We start from the raw sequence: 24,250 nt of genomic DNA on the forward strand, positions 1-24,250 counted from the left end.
GGGGGTAAGATGCGCACCTTTCTCGGCGACGTCACCATCGGCTCCGGACCATTCACCCAGTTCTGGAGTTGCTCGGTGCTCAACCATCTGCAGAAGAAGCTCACCTCCTCCCTCGACCCGATCGGGTGGGGACCGGCCGTCGCATCCGTCGCCGGCCGTGCAGTGAAGAATCCGCGGGCCGTGGCCGGCGCGACCACGGAGTACGCCACCCGCCTGGCGAACATCCCGGCAGCGGCGACACGCGTGTGGAACGCCGCCGATCCGCAGCCCCCGATGCCGCTGGATTCGAAGGACCGCCGGTTCTCCGATGCCGCCTGGAAGGAGAACCCGGCCTACTTCTCGCTGCTGCAGAGCTATCTCGCCACCCGCGAGTACGTCGAGGATCTCGCCGACGCCGGCTCGGGCGATCCCGTGCAGGACGGCAAGGCCCGCCAGTTCGCGAACTTGATGTTCGACGCACTCGCCCCCTCGAACTTCCTCATCAACCCGGGTGTGCTCGTGCGCGCGCTCGACACCGGTGGCGCAAGCCTGTTCCGCGGCGCGAAGTACGCCATCGAGGATGTCGTGCACCGGAAGGGCCTGCCGCTCAAGGTCGACCGCGAGGCGTTCACCCTCGGCGAGAACATGGCCGCGACCCCCGGCAAGGTCGTCTTCCGCAACGACCTCATCGAGGTCATCCAGTACGCCCCCCAGACCGGTGAGGTGCACGAGATCCCGATCCTGGCGGCGCCACCGTGGATCAACAAGTACTACATCCTCGATCTCGCGCCGCAGCGCAGCCTCATCGAGTGGGCCGTGCAGCACAACCGCACCGTGTTCGCGATCTCGTACCGCAACCCGGACGAGTCGATGCACGAGATCACGATGGACGACTACTACCGGCAGGGTGTCGCGGCGGCTCTCGACGCCGTCGAGGAGATCACCGGATCCTCGCGTATCGAGGTGCTGTCGATCTGCCTGGGCGGCGCGATGGCGGCGATGGCCGCGGCCCGCATGGGCAGGCTGGGCGACAAGCGGATCAGCGCGTTCACGATGCTCAACACACTCCTGGACTACAGCGAGGTCGGCGAGCTGGCACTGCTGACCGACCCGGCCACACTCGACCGCGTCGAGTTCCGGATGAGCAAGCAGGGCTTCCTCTCCGGCAACGAGATGGCCGGCAGCTTCGACATGATCCGCGCGCGCGATCTGATCTTCAACTACTGGGTGTCGCGGTGGATGAAGGGCGAGAAGCCCGCCGCCTTCGACATCCTCGCGTGGAACGAGGACAGCACCCGCATGCCGGCGAAGATGCACTCGCACTACCTGCGGTCGCTGTACGGCCGCAACGAGCTCGCGCGCGGCGTGTACGAGCTCGACGGCGAGGTCCTCGACCTGTCGGACATCACGTGCGACACCTATGTGGTGGGCGCGATCAACGACCACATCGTGCCGTGGACGTCATCGTATAAGGCCACGGGCCTGCTCGGCGGGTCGGTCCGGTACGTCCTGACCAGCGGCGGCCATGTGGCCGGCGCGGTCAATCCCCCCAACCCGAAGGCCTGGTTCGAGGCCGTCGGCGCGCCCGACGGCGAGAAGCTGCCGACGCTGCCCGAGGACCCGAAGGCGTGGTCGGAGAAGGCCACTCGCACCGCCGGGTCGTGGTGGGAGGACTGGACCGCATGGTCGACGAAGCGCGCCGGTGAGCTGGTCGCTCCCCCGGCGATGGGCAGCGCGCAGCATCCGCCGCGGTGCGATGCCCCGGGAACCTATGTCTTCGAGTGACGTTGCGCGTTAGCTATCATATTGCTAACCTGCTAACAGCGCTGATCCGAGCGCACCCCCACAGGGGAAGCCCCGCTCCTGTCACGAGCGCCCACGGAAGGTACACACCATGACCGCACCGACCAAGACCACCGCCGCCAAGGCCACCGATGCCACGGCCAAGGCGACCGAAGCCGCCACGAAGGCCGCCGCCGAGGCCACCGCAACGGCCCAGCAGTCGGCCGAGAAGCTGACCTCGACGGCCGCTGCGGTTGCCGACAAGGCCGCGACCGAGTTCACCAAGACCGTCGACGAGGCCACCGAGCGCTTCCAGGAGTTCAACGCGAAGTTCGTCGACGCCGCGAAGCAGAGCGGAAACCTCGGTGTCGACACCTACGAGAAGGCCGTCTCGAGCCTCCTGGATCTGCAGGAGAAGGTCGCCGACGCCACCCCCGTCGAGTGGGTCGCCGATCTCGCCAAGGCGCAGGTCTCCTTCGCTCGCGAGCTCACCACCACCGTCACGAGCACTGCTCGCGACCTGCTGAAGTAATCGTCGACTCACTCGATGCAGTCGATACCGAACACCGCATCAGCGGACGTTCTCCGGTGCAGTGCATGCTGACCCTGACACCAGCCCGGATCGCCGCGGCCCCGTTTCGTCTCGGGACCGCGGCGATCGCCGGCTGGAGCGGCTATCTCGCCGGCCTCGTACGACGCGGCGCCACGCCGTGCACGCTGATCTCCGACGCGAACCGGTACAGCCGCGCCCTGACATCGGCCACGCCGCCGCGCTGGACCACGGACTGGCCGGTCGTGCGCCGGTGGCCCCTCGGAGGCCTGCGTGATTGCAGCACCTCCGACCCCGCACGCGACGAGATCCCGACGCTGCTGTTGCCGCCGCAGGCGGGCACCCATTCGTGCATCGTCGACCATTCCGCCGACCGCAGTCAGGTCGAAGCCCTCCGAGCCGGTGGCCTGACCCGCCTGCACTGTCTCGACTGGGCGCCCGCGACCCTCGCGACGGACGGCTGCTCGATCGACGAGCACCTGGCGGTCGTCGCCGAGGCCGTCGACCATCTCGGTGACCGGGTGAACCTGATCGGCGACAGTCAGGGCGGGTGGCTCGGCACGGTCTACGCGGCATTGCATCCCGAGCGCGTGCACTCGCTGACCGTGGCGGGAGCACCCATCGACTTCCACGTCGACCAGCCGGCGTTGTCGGTGCTGGCCCGCGCGCCCCACGGTGCCGCGGCCACAACGATCGACTTCTGGTACGGGGCGGCTCGGACCGTCGGAGTGCCGACCACCGATCCGATCGGTGAGATCGAACGAGCGATGACGCTGCTCGCCCTGCTCCACGATCCCGACGAAGTGGCGCGCTGGGAGGCCGAACGGCACTGGTTCACGTGGAAGCAGGAGATCCCTTCGGCCTTCCGCGCGTGGATAATGCGCCACCTGTTCGTGGGCAACGAACTCGTCGCCGGCAGCCTGAAGGCCGAAGGACGCGTCGTCGATCTCGCGGCCGTCGACTGCCCGGTCCATCTGATCGCCGGCTCCGCCGACCCGATCGCGACTCCCCGGCAGGTCACCACGCTCGCGGAGTACGTATCGACCCCGCCGCAGAGGATCACCAGCACCGTCGCCGACGCCGGTCACATCGGGCTGTTCATCGGCCGCCGCACCCTCACCGAAGTGTGGACGCCGCACGCCCGCCGTGTGGCGGCGACGTCCTGACTCATCCCGGGCCGTTCGGCGATGCGGCGCGCCGATTCTCGAAACGGCACGGTCAGTCGTTCCCGGCGTCTCCCTCCCCGCTCCCCTCGTCGTCGACCTCCACCCGGACTCCGAGAGCGGATTCCAGGGCGCCGAGTTCGTCGTCGAGGTGATCGAGCAGCCGGGCAAGGTCCGGCACCGTGCGGCCGCACGCCGTCAGCCCGAAGGCGATCTCGTCGTCGGTACTCGTGCACGTGATGTTCAGCGCCTGTCCGTCGACGGGCACCGACAGCGGATACAACGCGTCGACGCGCGCACCGTTCCAGTACAGCGGCGAATCGGGTCCCGGCACGTTCGAGACGATCACGTTGAACGGCGGCCGTGGGAGCGCCCGGTTACCGGTGAGCACCCCCACCGCAAGGGGTGCCACGCCCACCGCGCTCGTCGCGAGACGACCGAGCTTCGACATCGAATTCATCGCATGCTTGCCCTCGATCATCGAACCCCGCACGCGCGCAAGCCGTTCCACCGGGTCGGCGCACTGCGTGCCGAGCGTGCACATGAGGATGCCGATCTCGTTGCCCGACGAGTTCGTGCTCTGGCGCAACGACACCGGAACCATGGCAACCAGCGAATCGTCCGGCAGCGCATCGTGTTCGGTGAGGAACGCCCGTAGAGCCCCACCCGACAGTTCCAGGACGACGTCGTTGAGTGTCGCGTCGGCCGCCTTGGCCACCATGCGCAGGCGTTCGATCGGCCACGACCGGGCCGCGAACCTGCGCGATCCGGAGATCTGACGGTTGAGGATGGTGTTCGGAGCGCCCAGCGACAACGAACCCCCGCGATTGTGCAGTGCCCGGTCGACGGTGCCGACGAGCGCCGGAACCAGAGCGACCGCCTCGGACACGACGTTCACCGCGTCGTTCACCACGCCGGTCGCCGCACGGACGACCGCACCGGGGAACCCGATCGCGGTGCCCATCGCCGAGCGGCTCGGCGACCGGGCGTCGTCGACCGCCCACGGCGCCGGCATGTCGGTGCGTTCCGGGTCGGTGCTGAGCGCGCGGCGCATCAGACGCATGGCCCCCACCCCGTCGGCGAGCGCGTGGTGGATCTTCACGTACAGGGCGTAGCGACCGTCTGCCAGCCCTTCGATCAGATGCATCTCCCACAGTGGGCGCGTGCGGTCGAGCAGCGAGGCGTGCAGACGGGAGACGAGTTCCCACAGATCGTCCATCGTGCCCGGGGACGGCAGCGCGTTGAACCGGACGTGGTAGTCGATCGAGAAACGCGGATCGTCCTCCCAGGCCCATTGCCCGAGGGTGAACAGCGAGCGGGTGGGCCGCTTGCGCCACAGCGGCCCGGCGGGTTCCTCCCGGGCGAGCGCCTCGGCGAACATCGACTTCAGGTCACTCGCGTCCTTGCCCTCCGGCGGCTGGAACAGCAGGAGACCGCCGACATGCATCGGGTGGTCGCGCGACTCGCCGAGCAGGAACATCGAGTCGGTCGGTGACATCGGTAACCGCATCGTGTTCTGTCTTCCTCCCCCACCCGGCACCGGCGACAACCGGAGCACCGCCCCTACGTGACCGGTACCGGCACGTCGATGTGCTGTCAGTTCTACCCCAGAAAGCGCACGTGCGGGGACCGTCTCACCGACGGATGTTCCGGTGGCGCATCCGATTCATCCGTGCCGCGACCTGCGACCTGCACGCTCACATGTCGAGGCCGAAGTCCAGGACGGTCACAGAGTGGGTGAGCGCACCCACCGCGAGGAAGTCGACGCCCGTGCGCGCGTAGTCCGCGGCGACGTCGAGGGACAGGCCGCCGGAGGATTCGAGTCGTGTCTGCGGCGCGTGGGTGTTGCGCCGCTGCACCGCGATCTGCGTCTGCCACAGCGGGAAGTTGTCGAGCAGGATCAACTCGACGTTCTCGGCGAGCACCTCGTCGAACTGTTCGAGGGTGTCGACCTCCACCTCGCACGCGATGTCGGGGGCATGCTCGCGGACGGCTCGCAGCGCCGCGACCACCGAACCGGCCGCCGCGACATGGTTGTCCTTGATCAGCGCCTCGTCGCCGAGCCCCATGCGGTGGTTGACGCCGCCACCCCTCCGCACGGCGTACTTCTGCAGCGCGCGCATTCCCGGCAGTGTCTTGCGGCTGTCGCGGATCTTCGCCTCGGTGCCCGTCACCGCATCGACCCAGTGCGAGGTCGCCGTCGCGATGCCCGACAGGTGACACAGGAGATTGAGCATCGTGCGCTCGGCGGTGAGCAGGCCGCGGGTCGGCGCCTCGACGGTCAGGACCGAATCGCCGGGCAGCACCCGCTCCCCGTCGGACCTGCGATCGAGCACGCCGTAATGATCGGCACCGATGACCTCGTCGAGGACGAGCAGACCGACGTCCAGACCGGCGAGGGTGCCGGCCTGCCGCGCGACCACCGAGGCGGTGGCGACAGCGTCGGCGGGCACGGTGGCGTCGGTGGTGACGTCCGGTCCGTAGCGCAGGTCCTCGTCGAGCGCCTTCCGGACCAGCTCGCGGGTCTCGGCGAGGTCGAGTCCGTCGGGCAGGGCGGTGGTCATCTCAGTTGACTCCTGTCAGTTCCGGTGTGGTGAAGGACAACTCGCCGTCATCGTCGATGCGCAGTTCGAGGCTGCGTGCCTGCGTCGGGTCGGTGTCCGGACGGTCGCTGCGGGTGTGGCATCCCCGCGATTCGGTGCGGCGCTGCGCCGCGAGCAGCAGGGCCCGCGCGGTGACGGTGAGGGCCGAGTCCTCGAGCCGATCGGCGTCGGTACAGCTTGCAGCGACGCTCATCCTGTCGAGTTCGACTGCGGCAGCGGCCAGTCCGTTCGCGTCGCGCACGACCAGCGCGTGCCGGGTCATGAGCTGCTGCAGCACCGTCCGGTCACAGACGGGCGGGGCGACGGCGGGAATGCCGTCGGTCTCGACACGCGTTCCGGCCCGTTCGATCGCCGCGGCCATCCCCGCGCGCTCGCCGAGGACGAGCCCTTCGAGAAGGCTGTTGGAGGCGAGCCGGTTCGCGCCGTGCAGGCCGGTACGTGCCACCTCACCGGCCGCGTACAGACCGGGAATGCGGGTGCGGCCGTGCACATCGGTGACGACACCGCCGCACGAATAGTGCGCGGCGGGAGCGACCGGCAGCAGATCACGGGCCGGATCGAGACCGGCGTCGGCACACATCGCCGTGATGGTCGGAAAACGCGTGGCAAAGCCGTCGAGGTGACGGGCGTCGAGGTACACGTGATCCTCACCGAGTGCAGTGAGTCGCTCGGCGATGGCCCGCGAGACGACGTCGCGGGGTGCGAGGTCGCCGAGCGGATGCACACCCTCGGTGATCGATCGGCCGCGGGAGTCGACCAATCGTGCTCCCTCCCCGCGCACTGCTTCGCTGATGAGCGGCCGACGTCCGGTGCCGCCTTCCGCGAACAGCACGGTCGGGTGGAACTGGACGAATTCGAGGTCGGCGACACCGGCGCCGGCGGCCAGGGCCAGCGCGATGCCGTCGGCGGTGGCGCCGGGCGGATTCGTGCTGCACGCGTACAGCTGCCCGAGGCCACCGGTCGCGAGCAACACGGCCGAGGTGTGGACGACGCCGTACCCGCGCTCGTCGAGGACGAGCAGTCCGGTGACACCCCGCGCGTCGGTGAGGACCCGGGCGGCAGCGGCGCCGAACAGGACGGGCAAGCCCGCCTCGCCGAGGGCGCGCTGAACTTCGGCGCCGGTCGCGTCGCCACCGGCGTGAATGATGCGGCGGGTGCTGTGCCCACCCTCGCGGGTGCGGGCGATGTCGCCGTCTCCGGCGGTGTCGAACACCGCTCCGAGGTCACGCAGGGCGGTGACGGCGTCGGGGCCGGCGGTGACGATCGAGCGCACCGCGTCCTCGTCGCACAGTCCTCCGCCCGCGGCGAGGGTGTCGGCGACGTGGGCGTCGACGCTGTCGCCCACCGGCGCCACCACGGCGATACCGCCCTGGGCGTACTGGGTGGCCGTGTCGGTGGGGCCCCCTTTGCTCACCGTGAGCACTCGCGCGCCGCGCCGGGAGGCGGCGCGCGCGGCCGTGAGACCGGCGACGCCACCCCCGACGACCACCAGGTCGGCGTGGTCCTCCCACGCGACCGTGATGGCGGTGGTCACTCGCCGCTGCCCGGGTTGCCGATGGCGATCATGCGCTGCACCGACAGGCGGGCCCGCTCGGCGACGTCGGCTGCGACGTGGACCTCGTCGCGTCCCTCTTGCAGGCAGCGCAGCAGCGCGGCGGGCGTGATCATCTTCATGTAGGGGCACGACGCCCGGTCGTTGACCGCCTGGAAGTCGATGCCGGGCGCGGCCTTGCGGAGCTGGTGCAGCATGCCGACCTCGGTGGCGACGAGGACCTGCTTCGCGCCGGTCTCCCGGGCGGCGTCGATCATCCCGCCGGTGGACAGGATTCTGACCTTGTCGTCGGGCACGAAGCCCTCCCCGGCGAGATACAGCGCCGAGGTGGCGCAACCGCACTCGGGGTGGACGAACAGGTCGGCGTCGGGGTGCGCCTTGGCCTGCGCGGCGAGCTCGTCGCCGTTGATGCCGGCGTGCACGTGGCACTCCCCGGCCCAGATGTGCATGTTCTCGCGACCGGTGACGCGCTTGACATGGGCGCCGAGGAACTGGTCGGGCAGGAACAGCACCTCGCGGTCGGGATCGATGGACGCGACGACGTCGACGGCGTTCGACGAGGTGCAGCAGATGTCGGTCAGGCCTTTGACCTCGGCGGTGGTGTTGACGTACGAGACGACCACGGCGTCGGGGTGGTCGGCCTTCCACTCGCGCAGCTGGTCGGCGGTGATCGAATCGGCGAGCGAGCAGCCGGCGCGCTCGTCGGGGATGAGCACCGTCTTGTTCGGGCTGAGGATCTTCGCGGTCTCGGCCATGAAGTGCACGCCGCAGAAGACGATGGTGTCCTCCTCGGCCTCGGCGGCGATACGCGAGAGCGCGAGCGAGTCGCCGACGTGGTCGGCGACGTCCTGGATCGCGGGAAGCTGGTAGTTGTGCGCGAGTAGCGTGGCGTTGCGCTCACGGGCCAACCGGCGGACCTCCTCGGCCCATTCCGGCGTCGCCTCGACGCCCGTGTATCCGCCGGGGCCGTCGACGATGGCGGCGGGTCCCGCCCACTCGGTCGTGGTCATGGCCTAGCTCCTTCGAGGGTGTCATCCCGGCGGGTTCTACCGGAATTGCCGTATTCGCGGTTTTCGACTTAGGATCGAAAACATGACACATAGTAACACCCGTCACGAAGTGCTCATCGCCGTGTTCCAGGTTCGCCGCTTCCCGGACGCCTCGGGAGCCCTCCGCGAGGAGCCCGAACTCGGGGTGCTGCTGTGGCAACGGGCCCTCGATCCGCAGGCCGGCACGTGGTCGCTCCCCGGTGGACAACTACGCAACGACGAGGACCTCACGACGTCGGCGAGGCGGCAACTCGCGGAGAAGGTCGACGTCCGCAAGGTCGCGCATCTCGAACAGCTGTCGGTCTTCTCCGACCCGGATCGGGTGCCGGGTCCACGCACGATCGCGTCGACCTATCTCGGTCTGATCCCCCTCACCTCGGATCCCCAGCTGCCGTCCGATACGGCCTGGCATCCGGTCTCGGACCTTCCCGCGATGTCCTTCGACCACGGGGTGATGGTGGCGAACGCCCATGCGCGCCTTGCCGCGAAGCTGTCGTACACGAACATCGCATTCGGCCTCGCACCGGCGGAGTTCTCGATGTCCACGCTGCGCGACATCTATTGCGCTGCATTGGGTTACGAGGTGGATGCCACCAATCTCCAAAGGGTGCTGGCGCGCCGGAACGTGCTCACCCGCACCGGCAACACCGCACCGTCCGGCAAAGCGGGAGGCCGCCCCCCGGCGCTCTACCGCTTCACCGATTCCAGGCTGCGCGTGACGGACGAATTCGCCGCCCTGCGACCGCCGGTGTGAACCTCCCGGAGGAGATCAGAAAGGCCGTCCCATGATGACCTCGAGCAACTGCAGCGGCATCGTCAGGAAGGCCGACCCGACGAACAGCGCCGAGCGCAGCGGGTCGCCCGCCAGATAACCTTCGCGGATCCATTCCAGAACATCGACCGAACCCATGCTGCCCCTCCCCTGATCGTCATGTGATTCCGACGTGTGTGTCGGACAAGAGGAGTCGTACGTTACAGATCGGCGGACCGGTCGCCCTCGGACGGACGCGTCAGGCCGGAGAGAACGGTCTCGACCAGAGTGCGGACATAGCCGTCCGACGGGGGCTCGCCGGCGGTCGACCATTTCTGGGCGACAGGCGCGAACAACATGTCCACGGCGACATCGAGATCGAGGTCGTCCGGCAGTTGCCCCGCACTCTGCGCGGCCCGGAGCCTGGCCTTCTTCATCTCCCGCATCGGCGCGTCGAGGCGGTGTTCGTATTCCGCTGCGAGTTCGGGGTCTTCGAGTACCGCCACGGTCAACGCTCGCAGGGGGACGGCGAACGTCGGATCACGCAGCTCCGCCACGGTGGCCTGCAGCACCGCGACGAGGTCCGCGCGGAGGTCGCCGGTGTCGGGCAGCGCGGCCTCGTCTCCGGCATCGCCCTGCGTGTGTGCCAGATACGCGTCGAGGAGCACGGCTCCCTTCGACGGCCACCAGCGATAGATCGTCTGCTTTCCCACGCCGGCCCGGGCGGCGATCGCCTCGATACCGAGTTTCGAGTAGCCGACCTCGGCGACCAGGCCGAAAGCGGCATCGAGGATCGCTTTCCGCGAGGCGGGGTTCCGCCGGGAGTGTCCGGTTTCGGGGCGTGGGGGCATGGGACGACGATATCTCATCGAGACGAGACGTTGCGTCTTGACAGGCGCCCTCCGGAGGGTCATCCTCGAATGAACGAGACGGACCGTCTCGTCTCACTCAGGAGATATGCATTGAAGGCCCAACCGACGACCGCGTCCCCCACCACCCCCGGCGTCCGTCCCCGCACCTGGTTGATCACCGGCGCGAGCCGCGGCCTGGGCAGGGAGTTCGCCCGTGCGGCGCTGTCGAGAGGCGACAACGTCGTGGCCGTCTCCCGATCGATCGAATCGGCCGATCTCCCCCGGGATCCGGAACGTCTCCTCCGACTCCCGGCCGACGTCACCGACCGCACGGCGGTGTTCGCCGCTTTCGACACCGCCCGCGAGCATTTCGGAGGCCTCGACATCGTCGTCGACAACGCGGGCACCATGGCCTACGGATTCGTCGAGGAGTTCACCGAGGAGCAGGCGCGTGCACAGTTCGAGACGAACTTCTTCGGAGCGATGTGGGTCAGCCAGGCCGCCATGGCGGCCTTCCGGAGCCGAGGGCGCGGGCATCTCGTGCAGATCTCGAGCATCGGGGGCGTACTGAGCGGGCCCGGCACAGGGCTGTACAGCGCGAGCAAGTTCGCCCTCGAAGGACTCAGTGAAGCCCTGGCTCTCGAGGCCGCGCATTTCGGCATCGACGTCACGATCGTCGAGCCGGGCGGCTACTGGACCGACCTCTATACCACCATGACGGTGAGCGCTCCGCGATCGGACTACGACTCGCTGCGAGCCGAGATCGAAAAGCAGAGCGCGTCCACGAGCATCGACAGCCACCCCGCCCTGGCCGCGCGGGCACTGCTCGAGGTCGTCGATGCCGACCGACCGCCGCGACGCATCGTCCTGGGCAGCGCCGTCCTGGATGCGGCCGTGGCCGCCACCCGGGAGAAGATTGCCACCTGGCTCGAGTGGGAGTCGGTGAGCCGTGCCGCGGAGGACGCCGTACCGGCACCGGAATCCTCGGGTGGGGCACGATCCGCGATCTAGAATGGGTGGATCGTGTGTCGGGCGGAGCACAGGTCGGGTGATCCCATGAACGTCGACGACATCTGGAACGCGATCGACGAGCAGCGCGTACGCACCGCCGATCTGCTGGAGCAACTGACCGACGACGAGTGGAGCCGGCCGTCGCTGTGCGAGGGCTGGACCGTGCGCGACGTCGCGGCCCACCTCACGCTACAGCAGCTCACCGTGGTCGACCTCGTTCGGATGGCGCTGCGTCATCCCGGTGGCGTGAACACGATCATCCGTGAGTCCTCCCGGCACCGCGCCCGACAGCCGACGGCCGAGTTGATCGCCGATCTCCGGGGAATGATCGGCTCCCGCCGGCACAATGTGGGCATCACCCCGCTCGAGACGATGGTCGATCTGCTCGTCCACGGCCAGGACATCGCGATACCCCTGCATCGCGACCTGCCGATGCCGCCGGACGCCGCAACAGCGGGCGCCACTCGGTTGTGGTCCACCCGCGGCACCGGGAAGGCCCGTGTCTTCGCCGACCTCCCGCTCGACGGATTCCGTCTCACCGCAACCGATGCCGAGTGGTCCTCCGGTTCCGGACCCGAGGTGCGGGGACCGATCTCCGCGATCCTGCTGCTGCTCTCGGGCCGTCGCGCGGGGTTGTCCCGATTGGAGGGCGACGGCGCCGGGGAACTGCGCCGCCGGCTGGCGCACGCGTGATGGCACGATGGAGGCATGAGTGCCGACACCCGCGTCCTGTGGACCATCGGCCACTGGACGTGTCCGCAGTCCGTCCTGCTCGACACGCTGACCTCGGCCGACATCGAACTCGTCGTCGACGTGCGGAAGATGCCCGGTTCGCGCCGCAGCCCGCAGTTCGACGCCGACGAGATGCCCTCCTGGCTCGACAGCGCCGGGATCGGCTATCTGCACCTCACCGAACTCGGTGGCAGGCGGCCGAAGCAGAAGGGCATCGATCCGGCCGTCAACGCGGGCTGGAAGAACGCGAGTTTCAAGAACTACGCCGATTACACCCTCACCGACGACTTCGAGGCCGGATTGGAGCGCCTTACCGAACTGGCCGAGCATCGGCACGTCGCGATCATGTGCGGCGAGCCGATGCCGTGGCGCTGTCACCGACTGTTGATCGCGAACACCCTCGCCGCACGGGGATGGACCGTCGTGCATCTCGTCAACAACGCGAAGCCGCGACAGCACGAACTGGGACAGTGGGGCGCGACGCCGTCGGTGGGTTCCGACGGGATCGTGACCTATCCTGCCGAAGAACGTGAGCTCCCGTAGCGTTCCGAGCCTCGCAGAGGCCCGCGTGCTCGCCCCGCCCGGGAGACAGCGACAACACGCATCATCCGAGATCCCGTGAGTAGTGCACGGCGAGGGCTTCCGCCCCCGACGGAGTGACGGTCCGGGTTCGGTCACCGCGGATGTAACCACACCGCTCGAGGACGCGCTGTGATGCTTCGTTCTCGGGGAGGGTGCGCGCGGTCAGGCGAAGTAAACCGCTGCGCCGCGCGAGCTCGGCCGCAAGTTCGAGTGCATCGGCAGCGAGCCCTTTCCCACGACCGTGCGGATGCAACCAGAATCCGACTTCTGCCTCCTCGTCGGCGATGTCGAACAACACCAGGCTGCCGGCAAAGCGATCGGTCTCCGGATCGGCGATCGTCAGTACGGCCAGATCTCCGCGCTCCAGCCCGTGCCGAATCTCGCCGTCTATCAACGCTGCGACGGACGCTTCCGTATACGCCGGTTCGGGCAGGTGCGCGTACCGGCGCACGAGTGGATCTGCCGTCCCGGCGGCGTAGGCGGCCGCGTCGTCGCCGATCATCGCCCGCAGCTGTGCTCGGTCGTTGCGTAACGGCAGCAGTCGAGTATTCAGCATGCACACGAAGTTACATCGTTCGGTCGCCGTAACTTTCGCGAATCGGTCGCACAGTCGGCCCGGCACGATCCGAGACGCGCCACGGTAGGTCAGCGTTGTTCGCTCATCACCGAGTCGACGGTCCCGTGGCGCGAGCACCGTGCCCACCACCCGTCCGGCGCGATCTGGACGATCATCCGGCGACCGCACTGCGCGCAGAAGCGCGGCGGTTCGAGCCCGAGTTGCACTGCTGTGGAACGGGTTCGGATCGTCCCGTCGACGATCGCTTCGCCGGTGAACGGATCGAACATCAGATCGTCTCGCCGAGGGCCTTGATCGGCATCTTGAGTTCGCCGAGCAGATCGAGGTCGGTCTCTGCCGGTCGGCCGAGCGTGGTGAGGTAGTTGCCGACGATGACGGCGTTGATCCCGCCGAGGATCCCCTTCTGCGCGCCGAGGTCGCCGAGCGTGATCTCGCGGCCACCGGCGAACCGGAGGATGGTGCGCGGCAACGCCAATCGGAAGGCCGCCACCGCCTTGAGCGCCTCGGTGGCGGGCAGCACCTCGAGATCGCCGAAAGGGGTGCCGGGGCGCGGATTGAGGAAGTTCAGCGGTACCTCGTCGGGTTCGAGCGCCGCGAGGTCGGCTGCGAATTCGGCTCGCTGCTCGACGGTTTCACCCATTCCGAGGATGCCTCCGCAGCACACCTCCATACCCGCCTCGCGGACCATGCGCAGCGTCTCGAAGCGCTCCTCCCAGGTGTGGGTGGTGACGACATTCGGGAAGTGCGAGCGGGCGGTCTCGAGGTTGTGGTTGTAGCGGTGCACACCCATCGCGACGAGTCGGTCGACCTGTTCCTGGGTGAGCATGCCGAGCGAGCACGCGATCTGGATGTCGACCTCGTTGCGGATCGCCTCGATACCGGCCGCGACCTGCGCGAGGAGGCGTTCGTCGGGTCCGCGTACGGCCGCGACGATGCAGAACTCGGTCGCCCCGGTCTTGGCGGTCTGCTTCGCGGCCTCGACGAGCGACGGGATGTCGAGCCGGGCGGCCCGCACCGGGGAGGCGAACAGGCCGGACTGCGAGCAGAAGTGGCAGTCCTCTGGGCAGCCACCGGTCTTGAGGCTGATGATCCCCTCGACCTCCACCTCCGGTCCGCACCACGCCATGCGCACGTCGTGGGCGACCGCCAGCAGGTCGTCGATGCGATCGTCCGGCAGCTGCAGGACCTCGAGGGTCTGGTCGCGGTCGAAACCGATGCCGCGACGGAGCACCTGGTCGCGAGCGATGTCGAGGATGTCGGTGCGGGCGGGCGCCTGGGTCACTGCCGTCTCCTGGGGTGGCGAGAACTTGAACATCGTTCAATTGAACAGCGTTCAGGTTAGGGCGAAGCGTCCGATAGTGTCAAAGGCACGAATCCTTCGGTTCGGATCCCCGGTGGCGCGGTACCGCCGCGGGCAGCAGGAGAAGCGGGAGCAGAAGAGCAGTGCAGTTGCGACGCGGCGACGTCCTCGACGGCGCCATGGCGATCCTCGACGAGTACGGGCTCGGCGACCTGACGATGCGCAAGCTCGCGTCGTCGCTCGGCGTCCAGCCCGGCGCGTTGTACTGGCACTTCCCGAACAAGCAGACCCTGCTCGGCGCCATGGCGGACCGCATCCTCGATGGTGTCGACGAGCCGCCCGCGAGCGATGCCTGGGACGACGCCCTCTCCGAGCTGGCGCACCGTTTCCGCGCCGCGCTGCTCGCCCATCGCGACGGCGCCGAACTCGTCGCCTCGAGCTACGCCTCCCGGCTGACCACTTCCCGGGCCCGCGACGCCTTCGTGGCCACCGCCGAACGTGCGGGTCTGTCCCGGGCGTACGCCGAACTGACCGGCTACGCGCTGCTGCACTACGTGCTCGGCCACACCGTCGACGAGCAGTCCCGCGCGCAACTCGAGCAACTCGGTGCGCTCACGCGCGCACCTCTCTCCCCCGATGTCGCGACCGAACAGCCGGCCGAGGCCGACGACGACCTGCTCGACGGCGACCCCGCCGTCCGGTTCGAATTCGGTCTGCGGTTGTTCGTCGACGGCATCCGCGCACGTCTGGAGACCCGTGCGACATCCTGATCCCGCCGTTCCTGTCGGACCCGTCTCCTACCTTCGACGCTCGTGACCGCCCCCTGGACCCTCCAGCAGATCAACGCCGTCGCGCCCGATCCGTCCTCGATGACGGCTGCGCGCGGCGTCGCCTCCGCATGGCTCGAGACCGGTCACGACACCACCGCCCTGTGGGGACTGTGCCGCGGACGCGGCACCACGCCGTACCGCACGGCGATCGACCCGAGCGCTCCCGCCTACACGTGCACGTGCCCGAGCCGGAAGCTGCCCTGCAAGCACGCCCTGTCACTGCTCGTGCGCTGGTCCGAGGGTGCCGTGCCGGCCGCGCAGGCGCCCGACTTCGTGACCGGATGGCTCGCCGCCCGCATCGCGTCCACCACACTTCCCGCACCGGCGGACGAGCCGGTCAAGGCGCCCGACCCTGCGACCGCCCGGCGTCGCGCCGAGCGGGTCGCGGCAGGACTCGACGACCTCGACCGCTGGCTCACCGACCGCATCCGGCACGGCCTCGGGGCGGTGGATCACGGCTACGACATCTACGAGGCGATCGCTGCCCGCATGGTGGATGCCCAGGCTCCCGGCGCGGCGTCGGCACTGCGCGCTCTGGCCGCCGTCGTGAACGACGAAACCGATTGGCCCGCCAGGCTGCTCGAAGAGTATGCGCGCCTGCACCTCATGGCCGTGGCGTACCGGCAGCGCGACGAGCTGCCGAGGCCGCTCCTGCGTGCGCTGCAGACCCATCTCGGTTTCGGCACCCGCAGCGAGGAGGTCCGCGCCGAACCGGCTGTGCGCGACCGCTGGCAGGTCCTCGCCGTGCGCGTCACCGAGGAGAGCCGGATGTTCGCCCGCAAGACGTGGCTTCGGGGGAGGTCGAGCGGACGCTGGGCGATCCTGCTCGACTTCGCTCACGGCACAGCGCGTTTCGCCACGCCCCTCCCCTTCCCCGGTTCGCTGGTCGACGCCGATCTGCACTTCTACCCCGGCGCGGCCCCACTGCGAGCCGTACTCGGCCGGCAGCACGGGGAGACGGAGCCGTTCACGACCCTGCCCGCCACCGGACTCGACGCTGCACTGGACGAGTACGCCCGCATGCGCGGAGCAGATCCGTGGTTGCGCACCTGGCCCGTCCTGCTCGACGCGGTCACTCCCACCGACAGCGAGGACGGCTGGTACGTCGTCGACCCGTCCGGACGGGCGCTGCCGCTGGCCGGTGACGACGACAGCCGCTGGCGGCTGCACGCCGTCGCGGGAGGCCGTCCCGTGACGGTCTGCGGCGACTGGGACGGAACCGCTCTCACTCCCGTCTCACTGTTCACCGGAGGACAGGTGATGACCTGGTGACCGCCTTGCCCGAATCGCTGACGGCCGCAGCACTTCTCGGAACGGCACGCTCCGCTCCGGAGTTCGGCGCGCTGCACACGGCCGGTGCCGCGGGCGAACTCGCCGGAGACCCCGCCGCGACACTGCTCGCCGCTGCCGCCCTGGAGGCGACCTTCCTCACCGCCGCGACCGTGCCGGTGATCCGCGAGCTGCCGTCGCCGGCCCCGGACGACGACCGTCCCGTCCTGCCCGGCGCGGCTGCCGAACGCCTGCGCGCGCTGCTCGCCGTCCGCTCCCCGCTACTCGACGAATGGTTCGAGGTGGCGGCCCGGCTCCGCGCGTCGCACGACATCGTGGTCGACCTGCTGATCGTCGCGACCACCGACGCGGTGCACCGCGACCGGCTGATCGCTCTCACCGGCGCCCGCGGGCGCTGGGTGGCCGCGCGCCACCCGGAATGGGCCGATCTGCTGCCACCCGACCCGCTCGACGACACGCCCTGGCACGTCGGTCCGCCCGCCCGGCGACGCCGATGGTTCGAGGTGCTCCGCGCGCACGATCCGGCCGCGGCGACAGCCACGCTCTCGGCGTCATGGGGTGCGCAGACCGCCGCCCAGCGGGCCGAGCTCGTCGCCCTGCTCGCGGTCGGTCTCGGCCCGCACGACGAAGACCTGCTCGAGCGCGCCCTCGACGACCGTAGCCGCAAGGTTCGCGCCGTCGCGCTCGACCTTCTTCCCCGCCTCCCCGACTCCGCGTTCGCGCGACGCATGACCGAACGAGTGCGGCAATGGCTGCTCGTCGACGGCTCGACCGTCACCCTCGCCGTCCCCGAACGGCCGGACGAGAGCGCACTCCGCGACGGTCTCTCCGACGGTCCGGCCCGCGATCTGCTGGTGGCGGCAGTCGCGGCCGCTCCGCTGTCGGTGTGGCGCGAGCACGTCGGAGACGGGGTGCTGCCGGAGTTCGACGTCGACGACGCCCTCCGCACGGCACTGACGGACGCGTGGGGCCGCGCGGCGGTCCGGCAACGCGACAGCGGATGGGCCGCGGCGTTGCTGCGACGCGACGGCACCGGCGACACATCGGTCGCCCGGGTCGTACCTCGCGACATCCTGCTCACGCACCTGCGCGAGGCGTCGCCGCCCGCGGTTCTCGACGACGCGTTGCTCGCCGCGCTCCCGGCGCCGTGGCCGCGCGATGTCGCCGAGAAGGTGCTCACCGCGCTGTACACGAAGCTGACGACCACCCGTCTGGTGCGCGACGTCCTGACGCTGCTCGCCCACCGGGCACCGTTCGAGCTGGCCGATCTGCTGGCCGACGCCGCGAACCGCACCGACGATCTCGGTCGCCTGCACCTGTTCGCGAGCGCAGCCGACACCCTGACCCTCCGCAAGACGATCCACGAGGAGCTGAGTTGACCGACTTCGAGTCGACCCCTGCAGTTGTCGGCACCGACGAGGCCGCGATGCCCGAGACGGGCACGTCCGAGACCGCCGGGTCCGGCACCGACCTGCTGCGCCCACACGCCGAGCAGCAGTACGCGCACGAACTCGCGGCGCTCGCGCGACTCGACGACCGGCTGCGCCCGCCGTCGTGGCAACTGTCCCCGTGGGCGGTGGTGACCTATCTGCTCGGCGGCGAACTGCCCGACGGCACCGTGATCACCCCGAAGTACGTCGGTCCGCGCCGGTTGATCGAGGTTGCCGTGGCGACCCTGGCGACCGACCGGGCACTGTTGCTGCTCGGTGTGCCGGGTACCGCGAAGACCTGGGTGTCGGAGCATCTCGCCGCCGCGATCAGCGGTTCGTCGACCCGGCTCGTGCAGGGAACGGCGGGTACGACCGAGGAGTCGGTGCGGTACGGCTGGAACTACGCGCGGTTGCTCGCCGAAGGGCCGAGCGCCGACGCGCTGGTCGCCTCCCCGGTCATGACCGCGATGCGCGACGGCGCCGTGGCACGGATCGAGGAACTCACCCGCATCCCCGCCGACGTGCAGGATGCGCTGATCACCGTCCTGTCGGAGAAGACGCTTCCCGTCCCCGAACTCGGCATCGAGGTGCAGGCGACGAAGGGGTTCAACGTCATCGCCACCGCCAACGACCGCGACCGCGGGGTCAACGACCTGTCGTCCGCGCTGCGTCGACGGTTCAACACCGTCGTGTTGCCGTTGCCGGCGAGCGAGGAGGACGAGGTCGCGATCGTCACCCGCCGCGTCGAACAGCTCGGCACCGCACTCGAACTTCCCACCGTGCCTGCGGCCGCGGAGGAGATCCGCCGCGTCGTCACGGTGTTCCGGGAGTTGCGCAGCGGCGTCACCACCGACGGCCGGACCAAGCTGAAGTCCCCGTCGGGCACGCTGTCCACCGCCGAGGCGATCTCGGTGGTCACGGGCGGCCTGGCGTTGTCGGCGCACTTCGGTGACGGGGTGCTTCGGCCCTCCGACGTTGCGGCCGGAATCCTGGGGTCGGTGGTCAAGGACCCTGTCTCCGATCGGGTGGTCTGGAACGAATATCTCGAGGCCGTCGTCCGAGAACGCGGCGACTGGACCGACTTCTACCGGGCGTGCCGGGAGATCACCGGGTGACCGACGCTCTCTTCGACCGCGCGGATGCGCCCGCGGAGATCCGGGTCTTCGGGATCCGGCACCACGGGCCGGGTTCGGCGCGTGCGGTCCTGCAGGCACTCGCGGAGTTCGAACCCGACACCGTCCTCATCGAGGGTCCGTCGGACGCCGATCCGGTGCTCCCGCTCACCGTGGCCGACGACATGGTGCCGCCGGTGGCATTGCTGGCCTACGCACGCGACGAACCGGCGCGGGCGGCGTTCTGGCCGTTCGCGGCCTTCACCCCCGAATGGCAGGCCCTGCGCTGGGCGTACCTGCACGATGCCGACGTGCGGTTCTGCGACCTTCCGGCGTCGATGTCGCTCGGCGCGGAGCGCGAGGTCGGCGACCGCGCGACCGACAACCTGCTCGGCATACTCGCCCGCGCCGGCGGATACTCCGACTTCGAGCAGTGGTGGGACGCGGTGGTAGAGCACGGCACCGCACAGGCCTTCGACGAGATCACGGACGCGATGCGCGCGCTGCGCGAGGACGTCGGGATCGACGACCACACCGCGCGACGCGAGGCGCACATGCGGCAGGTGCTGCGCGCGACGGTCAAGGCCGGGGCCCGCGCGATCGCCGTGGTGTGCGGAGCGATGCACGCACCCGCACTGACCGGCCGGCTCGGACCGGCAGCGCCCGACGCGCGCCTGCTCAAGGGCATGCCCAAGGTCAAGACCACCCTCACGTGGGTGCCGTGGAGCCACTCCCGGTTGTCGCTGTCGTCGGGCTACGGCGCCGGCATCACCTCACCCGGCTGGTACCACCACCTGTTCACCCAGCCCGCGGACACGACCGCGCGCTGGTTCACCCGCGTGGCCCGTGTCCTGCGCGAGGAGGATCTACCCGTCTCGAGCGCCCACATCATCGAGGCGACACGTCTCGCCGACACGCTCGCGGCGTTGCGCGGTCGCGCGGGGGCCGGACTCGACGAGGTCGTCGAGGCGACGCGGTCGGTGCTGTGCGACGGCGACGCCGTCCTGCTCGGTCTCGTCTCCCGCCGGCTCGTCGTCGGTGAGGCACTCGGTTCCGTCTCCGAGGACACCCCCACCGTCCCGCTCGACACCGACCTGCAGCGGAATGCGAAGTCGTTGCGTCTCAAGCGGTCCGCCGAAGCCAGGCATCTCGATCTGGACCTGCGCCGGGAGATCGACGTCGCCCGGTCGCGACTGCTGCACCGCCTGGCGCTGCTCGGTATCGACTGGGGTAGACCGGCGGAGAGCGAGGTGCGCTCGACCGGCACCTTCCGCGAGACCTGGACGCTGCGGTGGGAACCGGAGTTGTCGGTGGCGATCGTCGAGGCGTCGCGGTGGGGCACGACGGTGGAATCCGCAGCGGGCGTTACAGTGGCCGACCGTGCCACTCGTTCCGGGATCGCGCTCGCCGACCTCACCGAACTGCTCGAACGGGCGTTGCTCGCCGACCTGCGGACCACGATCCCGTCGCTGGTGACGGCGATCGACGCGGCGGCTGCACTCGATCACGATGTGCTGCACCTGATGAGCGCCCTGCCGACCCTCGTGCGCACCGTCCGTTACGGCGATGTGCGGGGCACCGATCTGTCCTCCCTGGAACATGTCTGCGACGCCCTGCTCGCGCGTGTGTGCGCCGGTCTCCCGGCGGCGGTCACCGGTCTCGACCACGACGCCGCCGATGCACTGCGCACCGCGATCGACGACGTGCATCTCGCTCTCGCGCTGCGTGAGGACCCGACCGCGACCGTCCGATGGCTCGACACACTGACGTCGGTGAGCGAGCGTGACGACATCGACGGTCTGCTCGTCGGCCGCACCACCCGGATGCTGCGCGACACCGGCCGACTCGGCGAGTACGAGGCGTCCGTGCGGGTCGCGCGAGCGTTGTCGGTGGGGTCATCGGCACCCGCGAAGGCGCGCTGGATCGACGGGTTCCTCGGCGGGGGCGGACTCCTGCTCGTCCACGACAGCGCACTGTTCGATCTCGTCGACGAGTGGATCAGCGGTCTCACCGACGACGATTTCGTCGACGTCCTGCCCGTCCTCCGGCGCACCTTCGGGTCGTTCGCCTTCGGTGAGCGACGCCTGCTCGGGCAGACGGTGCGGGGCGAACGCACCCGCCGCACGGAGGCACCGCCCGCCGTGGATCGCGGCCGGATCGCCCTGACCGCCACCGCGTCGATCCTGGGAGTGTCGGCATGACAACCGAATCCGGAGACACCGAACGTTTGCGCCGCTGGCGGCTCGCACTCGGCGAGGCCGCCGAGGACTCGACGGGCTCCCTGTCCTCGGCCGACGACAGCGCCATGGACGCCGCGCTCGCCGCGCTGTACGACACCGCGCCCGGCGACGGCACCGCACCGCGCACCGCAGGTCTCGGCGCGTCCGCGCCCCGGGTGGCGCGCTGGCTCGGCGACATCCGCACCTACTTCCCGACATCCGTCGTCCAGGTGATGCAGCGCGACGCGGTGGATCGGCTCGGGTTGACCCGGCTGCTCCTCGAACCCGAGATGCTCGAGGCCGTCGAACCGGACGTGCATCTCGTGGGCACGTTGCTGAGCCTGAACCGCGTGATGCCGGAGACCACCAAGGCGACGGCACGGACGGTCGTCGAGAAGGTCGTGCGCGAGATCGAGGCTCGCATCGCGCAGCACACCCGTGCCGCCGTCACGGGTGCGCTCGACCGGTCGTCGCGGACGTCGAACCCGAAACTCCGCGACATCGACTGGGATCGCACGATCCGCGCGAACCTGGCCCACTACCTGCCGGAGCATCGCACGGTGGTGCCCGAGAAGCTGGTGGGCTACGGGCGCCGCTCCCAGGCGGTGAAACGCGACGTGGTGCTCGCGGTGGACCAGTCCGGGTCGATGGCGTCGAGCGTGGTGTACGCGTCGGTGTTCGCGGCGGTCCTGGCGTCGATGCGGGCACTGCGCACCTCGTTGGTCGTCTTCGACACCGCGGTGGTGGACCTGACCGACAAGCTCGCCGACCCGGTGGACGTGCTGTTCGGCACCCAGCTCGGCGGCGGCACCGACATCAATCGGGCGATCGCCTACAGCAGGTCGCTGATCACGCGCCCGGCCGATTCGCTGTTCGTGCTCATCTCGGATCTGTACGAGGGCGGCATCCGCGCCGAGATGCTCTCGCGCATCCGGGAGATGCTCGCCGCGGGTGTGCAGGTCGTGGTGTTGCTGGCTCTGTCCGACGACGGGGCGCCGTCCTTCGACCGCGACAACGCGGCGGCACTCGCCGAACTCGGAGTTCCTGCCTTCGCGTGCACGCCCGACCGTTTCCCGGAACTGCTCGCCGTCGCGCTCGAGCGGGGTGACGTCGGACGCTGGTCGCAGTCGTTCTGACCGCCTGACCGACCCGAACTGCGTGAGGATCCGGGTTCAGTGGGCCGGTTTTTCCGACGAGTCGACCGCCGCGTCACCGTCCTCCTCGGCGTACCGTTCGAGCAGCGCGATCTCGGCCGAGCGTGAGGGGAACGCAAGGGCCACCAGCGCCGCTCCGACCAGCACTATCGCGATCGCGGCCGTGTAGGCGCGGGTGTCGCCGTCGAGGAAGGCCGACCGCGCGGCCTCGATGATCTGCTGCGCGTACTGCGGATAGTGCTCGGCGATCCCGACGGCACCCGCGAACGACTTCTCCAGTGCGGTCTCGGTCTGCTCGTCGACGGCCGTGGCCTGAGGACTCGCCGCGATCGTCGCGGCGAGGGAGGCCGAGTATCCGGCGGTGAGCAGGGCGCCGAGGATCGACTGGACGATCGCGCCACCGAGATCGCGTTGCAGATCGGCCGTGCCGGAGGCCATCCCGGCACGGGCGACCGGCACCGAGCCGGTGAGCGAATGCGAGGCCGGGGTACCGGCGAGACCGACACCGGCTCCGAGACACATGTATCCGAGGGCGATCACCCAGTAATGCGCGTCCTCGTCCCAGAGCATCAGTGCGACGACGAGTCCGGCCACGATCGCCACGTAACCGGACAGCAGCGTGAAACGGGAGCCGCGCGATCCGACGAGTTTCGCCGACTGCGGCGCCACCAGCACCATCACGAAAGCGGCGGGCAGCGCCGCCGATCCAGCTGCGAGAGTCGAGTAGCCGAGCACGTTCTGCAGGTACTGCTGACTGATGTACATCGTGCCCATCAGGGTGCCGAACACGATGATGCCCGCGACGGCCGCGACCCAGAACACGCGACGCCGGGCGACCCGCAGGTCGAACAGGGGGTTCGCCGCTCGCAGCTGGCGCATGACGAAGAGGATCACCGCGACGAGAGCGATCACGAGAGCGGACACCGCGATGGTCTCCATCCCGTCGACGGGCACGAAGTTGATGCCGAGGACGAGCGAGCCGACCAACACGATCGAGACCACACCGCCGAGATGATCGACCGGATCGGTCGATTCGTTGACGTGGCTGGGCACGAATATCCAGGTCAGGGCGAAAGCGATCAGCGCGAGCGGAATCGTCACCAGGAAAACCGAACCCCAGAAGAACTGTTCGAGCAGGGTGCCGGCGACGAGCGGGCCGAGCGCGGTCAGGCCACCACCGATCGACGACCACAACGCGATCGCGCGCGTGCGGGCTGCGCCCGACCACAGTGCAGTGATCAGGGCCAAGGTGGTGGGGAACGCCAGACCGGCGGAGAGACCGCCGAGCACCCGCGCCGCGAACAGCACCTCGGTGCTCGGCGCGAACCCGGCGACCGCCGAGGCGGGAACCGACAACGCCATGCCGAGCAGCAGCATCGTCTTGCGTCCGTAACGGTCGCCGACGGCACCGAGGTAGAGCACGGACGCGGCGAGACCGACGGAATAGCCGACTGCGACGAGGTTGAGCTGGGTCTGGCTCGCGTCGAACGCCTTCCCGATGTCGGGCAGTGCCACGTTCGCGACGGCGAGGTTCGAATTCGCCACGGCGGCGACGAGGATCAAGGAGGCCAGCACCGGTTTCGCCCGTGCCGGCCGACCGTCGTCAGGTCGGGTCACGGACACATAGTGCGCGCTCGAGCGGCTGCCCTGCGCGGTTTCCGGCGGGTTTTCACCTTCGGTCACCCCGCCGGGTTAGGATCGCCTCACTTGTTGTTCGACAGACTCGAGGCCCG

Annotated in this window: 23 protein-coding genes; 13 read left to right on the top strand and 10 right to left on the bottom strand. The window is 69.5% G+C overall.

Annotation, left to right across the window (positions count from 1 at the left end):
- The first annotated feature begins 9 nt into the window (after nt 1-9).
- From KXC42_RS14015 to KXC42_RS14025, 3 genes are all read left to right on the top strand, one after another.
- Nucleotides 10-1,764: an alpha/beta hydrolase gene (locus KXC42_RS14015; RefSeq protein ID WP_230826261.1), complete on the top strand. Its 1,755-nt coding sequence runs from the start codon at nt 10-12 to the stop codon at nt 1,762-1,764.
- A gap of 109 nt (nt 1,765-1,873) precedes the next feature.
- Nucleotides 1,874-2,293, top strand: a complete 420-nt coding sequence (locus KXC42_RS14020) for a hypothetical protein (protein WP_006554079.1) — start codon at nt 1,874-1,876, stop codon at nt 2,291-2,293.
- Nucleotides 2,294-2,358: 65 nt separating this feature from the next.
- On the top strand, nt 2,359-3,477 hold the full coding sequence (locus KXC42_RS14025) for an alpha/beta fold hydrolase (protein WP_039585211.1): 1,119 nt from the start codon (nt 2,359-2,361) through the stop codon (nt 3,475-3,477).
- Between the two features lie 52 nt (nt 3,478-3,529).
- Here KXC42_RS14025 and KXC42_RS14030 read toward each other — a convergent pair whose 3' ends face one another.
- The 4 genes from KXC42_RS14030 to nadA form a co-directional block, all read right to left on the bottom strand.
- Entirely contained in the window at nt 3,530-4,984 is a 1,455-nt protein-coding gene (locus KXC42_RS14030; protein ID WP_197483239.1) for a wax ester/triacylglycerol synthase family O-acyltransferase, read from the bottom strand.
- A 187-nt stretch (nt 4,985-5,171) separates the two neighbouring features.
- Complete coding sequence (gene nadC, locus KXC42_RS14035) at nt 5,172-6,038, bottom strand: carboxylating nicotinate-nucleotide diphosphorylase (protein ID WP_033097634.1); 867 nt, start codon at nt 6,036-6,038, stop codon at nt 5,172-5,174.
- Nucleotide 6,039: 1 nt separating this feature from the next.
- Complete coding sequence (locus KXC42_RS14040) at nt 6,040-7,611, bottom strand: L-aspartate oxidase (RefSeq protein ID WP_219129175.1); 1,572 nt, start codon at nt 7,609-7,611, stop codon at nt 6,040-6,042.
- Nucleotides 7,608-8,639: a quinolinate synthase NadA gene (nadA, locus tag KXC42_RS14045; RefSeq protein WP_219129176.1), complete on the bottom strand. Its 1,032-nt coding sequence runs from the start codon at nt 8,637-8,639 to the stop codon at nt 7,608-7,610. Before nadA ends, KXC42_RS14040 begins: the two co-directional genes overlap by 4 nt.
- Nucleotides 8,640-8,721: 82 nt before the next feature.
- On the opposite strand from nadA, the gene KXC42_RS14050 reads away from it, so the two are divergent.
- On the top strand, nt 8,722-9,432 hold the full coding sequence (locus tag KXC42_RS14050) for an NUDIX domain-containing protein (RefSeq protein WP_231412726.1): 711 nt from the start codon (nt 8,722-8,724) through the stop codon (nt 9,430-9,432).
- A 15-nt stretch (nt 9,433-9,447) separates the two neighbouring features.
- Here KXC42_RS14050 and KXC42_RS14055 read toward each other — a convergent pair whose 3' ends face one another.
- Both KXC42_RS14055 and KXC42_RS14060 read right to left on the bottom strand, forming a co-directional pair.
- Complete coding sequence (locus KXC42_RS14055; protein WP_006554085.1) at nt 9,448-9,588, bottom strand: hypothetical protein; 141 nt, start codon at nt 9,586-9,588, stop codon at nt 9,448-9,450.
- Nucleotides 9,589-9,650: 62 nt separating this feature from the next.
- Nucleotides 9,651-10,280 (bottom strand): TetR/AcrR family transcriptional regulator, encoded by a 630-nt coding sequence (locus tag KXC42_RS14060; protein WP_039585206.1) that lies wholly within the window; start codon nt 10,278-10,280, stop codon nt 9,651-9,653.
- Nucleotides 10,281-10,349: 69 nt separating this feature from the next.
- On the opposite strand from KXC42_RS14060, the gene KXC42_RS14065 reads away from it, so the two are divergent.
- Genes KXC42_RS14065 through KXC42_RS14075 form a run of 3 tightly spaced genes read left to right on the top strand, consistent with a single transcriptional unit; the run spans nt 10,350 to nt 12,566 of the window.
- On the top strand, nt 10,350-11,291 hold the full coding sequence (locus KXC42_RS14065) for an SDR family NAD(P)-dependent oxidoreductase (protein ID WP_257605825.1): 942 nt from the start codon (nt 10,350-10,352) through the stop codon (nt 11,289-11,291).
- A gap of 45 nt (nt 11,292-11,336) precedes the next feature.
- Complete coding sequence (locus tag KXC42_RS14070) at nt 11,337-11,984, top strand: maleylpyruvate isomerase family mycothiol-dependent enzyme (RefSeq protein WP_064852374.1); 648 nt, start codon at nt 11,337-11,339, stop codon at nt 11,982-11,984.
- A gap of 15 nt (nt 11,985-11,999) precedes the next feature.
- Entirely contained in the window at nt 12,000-12,566 is a 567-nt protein-coding gene (locus KXC42_RS14075; protein ID WP_006554089.1) for a DUF488 family protein, read from the top strand.
- A gap of 61 nt (nt 12,567-12,627) precedes the next feature.
- Here KXC42_RS14075 and KXC42_RS14080 read toward each other — a convergent pair whose 3' ends face one another.
- From KXC42_RS14080 to bioB, 3 genes are all read right to left on the bottom strand, one after another.
- A complete protein-coding gene (locus tag KXC42_RS14080) occupies nt 12,628-13,161 on the bottom strand; it encodes a GNAT family N-acetyltransferase (protein WP_006554090.1) in 534 nt (177 codons plus the stop codon).
- An 89-nt stretch (nt 13,162-13,250) separates the two neighbouring features.
- Nucleotides 13,251-13,451 (bottom strand): hypothetical protein, encoded by a 201-nt coding sequence (locus KXC42_RS14085; protein WP_006554091.1) that lies wholly within the window; start codon nt 13,449-13,451, stop codon nt 13,251-13,253.
- Nucleotides 13,451-14,464: a biotin synthase BioB gene (gene bioB / locus KXC42_RS14090; protein ID WP_019289721.1), complete on the bottom strand. Its 1,014-nt coding sequence runs from the start codon at nt 14,462-14,464 to the stop codon at nt 13,451-13,453. Before bioB ends, KXC42_RS14085 begins: the two co-directional genes overlap by 1 nt.
- A 161-nt stretch (nt 14,465-14,625) precedes the next feature.
- On the opposite strand from bioB, the gene KXC42_RS14095 reads away from it, so the two are divergent.
- Genes KXC42_RS14095 through KXC42_RS14120 form a run of 6 tightly spaced genes read left to right on the top strand, consistent with a single transcriptional unit; the run spans nt 14,626 to nt 22,499 of the window.
- The gene (locus KXC42_RS14095) at nt 14,626-15,252 is read left to right on the top strand and encodes a TetR/AcrR family transcriptional regulator C-terminal domain-containing protein (protein ID WP_006554093.1); all 627 of its coding nucleotides are present in this window, start codon (nt 14,626-14,628) and stop codon (nt 15,250-15,252) included.
- A gap of 42 nt (nt 15,253-15,294) precedes the next feature.
- Entirely contained in the window at nt 15,295-16,584 is a 1,290-nt protein-coding gene (locus KXC42_RS14100) for an SWIM zinc finger family protein (RefSeq protein ID WP_219129177.1), read from the top strand.
- On the top strand, nt 16,581-17,981 hold the full coding sequence (locus KXC42_RS14105) for a DUF5691 domain-containing protein (protein ID WP_019289723.1): 1,401 nt from the start codon (nt 16,581-16,583) through the stop codon (nt 17,979-17,981). Before KXC42_RS14100 ends, KXC42_RS14105 begins: the two co-directional genes overlap by 4 nt.
- 47 nt (nt 17,982-18,028) lie before the next feature.
- Complete coding sequence (locus tag KXC42_RS14110; protein ID WP_039585252.1) at nt 18,029-19,147, top strand: AAA family ATPase; 1,119 nt, start codon at nt 18,029-18,031, stop codon at nt 19,145-19,147.
- Complete coding sequence (locus tag KXC42_RS14115; RefSeq protein WP_219129178.1) at nt 19,144-21,345, top strand: DUF5682 family protein; 2,202 nt, start codon at nt 19,144-19,146, stop codon at nt 21,343-21,345. The genes KXC42_RS14110 and KXC42_RS14115 overlap by 4 nt, the downstream gene beginning before the upstream one ends.
- Complete coding sequence (locus KXC42_RS14120) at nt 21,342-22,499, top strand: VWA domain-containing protein (protein WP_033097627.1); 1,158 nt, start codon at nt 21,342-21,344, stop codon at nt 22,497-22,499. The genes KXC42_RS14115 and KXC42_RS14120 overlap by 4 nt, the downstream gene beginning before the upstream one ends.
- Before the next feature lie 36 nt (nt 22,500-22,535).
- On the opposite strand, the gene KXC42_RS14125 is transcribed toward KXC42_RS14120, so the two are convergent.
- Nucleotides 22,536-24,140 (bottom strand): MFS transporter, encoded by a 1,605-nt coding sequence (locus KXC42_RS14125; RefSeq protein ID WP_197481780.1) that lies wholly within the window; start codon nt 24,138-24,140, stop codon nt 22,536-22,538.
- Nucleotides 24,141-24,250: the final 110 nt, after the last annotated feature.

It is taken from the genome of Rhodococcus sp. LW-XY12 (genome assembly GCF_019317345.1).
Taxonomy (GTDB): Bacteria; Actinomycetota; Actinomycetes; order Mycobacteriales; family Mycobacteriaceae; genus Rhodococcus; species Rhodococcus pyridinivorans.

Bases quoted from the DNA above. Each gene is read 5' to 3' on its own strand.
- KXC42_RS14015 (WP_230826261.1), top strand. From the start codon at position 10: ATGCGCACCTTTCTCGGCGACGTCACCATCGGCTCCGGACCATTCACC.
- KXC42_RS14020 (WP_006554079.1), top strand. From the start codon at position 1,874: ATGACCGCACCGACCAAGACCACCGCCGCCAAGGCCACCGATGCCACG.
- KXC42_RS14025 (WP_039585211.1), top strand. From the start codon at position 2,359: ATGCTGACCCTGACACCAGCCCGGATCGCCGCGGCCCCGTTTCGTCTC.
- KXC42_RS14030 (WP_197483239.1), bottom strand. From the start codon at position 4,984: ATGCGGTTACCGATGTCACCGACCGACTCGATGTTCCTGCTCGGCGAG.
- nadC (WP_033097634.1), bottom strand. From the start codon at position 6,038: ATGACCACCGCCCTGCCCGACGGACTCGACCTCGCCGAGACCCGCGAG.
- nadA (WP_219129176.1), bottom strand. From the start codon at position 8,639: ATGACCACGACCGAGTGGGCGGGACCCGCCGCCATCGTCGACGGCCCC.
- KXC42_RS14050 (WP_231412726.1), top strand. From the start codon at position 8,722: ATGACACATAGTAACACCCGTCACGAAGTGCTCATCGCCGTGTTCCAG.
- KXC42_RS14055 (WP_006554085.1), bottom strand. From the start codon at position 9,588: ATGGGTTCGGTCGATGTTCTGGAATGGATCCGCGAAGGTTATCTGGCG.
- KXC42_RS14060 (WP_039585206.1), bottom strand. From the start codon at position 10,280: ATGCCCCCACGCCCCGAAACCGGACACTCCCGGCGGAACCCCGCCTCG.
- KXC42_RS14065 (WP_257605825.1), top strand. From the start codon at position 10,350: ATGAACGAGACGGACCGTCTCGTCTCACTCAGGAGATATGCATTGAAG.
- KXC42_RS14070 (WP_064852374.1), top strand. From the start codon at position 11,337: ATGAACGTCGACGACATCTGGAACGCGATCGACGAGCAGCGCGTACGC.
- KXC42_RS14075 (WP_006554089.1), top strand. From the start codon at position 12,000: ATGAGTGCCGACACCCGCGTCCTGTGGACCATCGGCCACTGGACGTGT.
- KXC42_RS14080 (WP_006554090.1), bottom strand. From the start codon at position 13,161: ATGCTGAATACTCGACTGCTGCCGTTACGCAACGACCGAGCACAGCTG.
- KXC42_RS14085 (WP_006554091.1), bottom strand. From the start codon at position 13,451: ATGTTCGATCCGTTCACCGGCGAAGCGATCGTCGACGGGACGATCCGA.
- KXC42_RS14110 (WP_039585252.1), top strand. From the start codon at position 18,029: ATGCCCGAGACGGGCACGTCCGAGACCGCCGGGTCCGGCACCGACCTG.
- KXC42_RS14120 (WP_033097627.1), top strand. From the start codon at position 21,342: ATGACAACCGAATCCGGAGACACCGAACGTTTGCGCCGCTGGCGGCTC.